Origin of the sequence: Streptomyces reniochalinae, from assembly GCF_003323735.1 — a bacterium.
GTDB classification, from domain to species: Bacteria; Actinomycetota; Actinomycetes; order Streptomycetales; family Streptomycetaceae; genus Streptomyces; species Streptomyces reniochalinae.
The window spans coordinates 1-726 of sequence record NZ_QOIM01000008.1; the positions used below are offsets into that span (position 1 = coordinate 1).

Consider the following 726-nt stretch of genomic DNA (forward strand, 5'->3'; position numbering starts at 1 on the left):
CCGCTCCACCCCGTACCGGGCCACCAGATGCCGCGCGGTAGCCGCACCCAGCACACCGGTACCCCCGGTCACCAACACCGTGCCCCCGGCACCCAACCCCCACAGACCACTGTCAGCCGGGGACGCGGCCGTCTCCCCGGTCTTGGCCAGACGCGGGACCAGCACCCGGTCTCCGCGCAGCGCCACCTGCGACTCCCCCGCCACAACCGCAGCCCCGACCGCAGACTGGATCGAGGCCCACGACACCGGGCCCCCACCGGGCTCCGCGTCCACCAGCACCAACCGGCCCGGACTCTCACTCTGCGCACTGCGCACCAGACCCCAGCACGTCGCCGCCGCCACATCGGCCACACCCTCACCCACACCCGCGGCAACCGCACCCCGAGTGACGAGCACCAACCGCGACCCACCCAACCGCTCCTCACTCAACCACCCCCGCACCAGACCGAGCACCCGACGAGCGACCCCGTGAGCGGCCTGCGCAGGCGACGAGGACACATCCAAGCCACCCACCGGACACACCACCACCCCCGGCACCGACCCCACCGACCCGACCGACTCCGCCGACGACGCCGACCCGACCGACTCCGCCGACGACGCCGACCCGACCGAACCGTCCGACACCTGACGCAACACACTCGCCAGGTCCGGATAGACAGCGACATCCGGCCCCGCACCCTCCACCGGCTCCCACCACTCACCGACACCACCCCCCAACACCGCCCA

1 protein-coding gene is annotated in these 726 nt (G+C 72.9%); it reads right to left on the minus strand.

Annotated elements, in window-relative coordinates; all coding sequences use genetic code 11:
- The coding region (locus tag DQ392_RS36070) for a SpnB-like Rossmann fold domain-containing protein (protein ID WP_425470441.1) at positions 1–720 on the minus strand (720 nt) is incomplete at its 3' end.
- Positions 721–726: the final 6 nt, after the last annotated feature.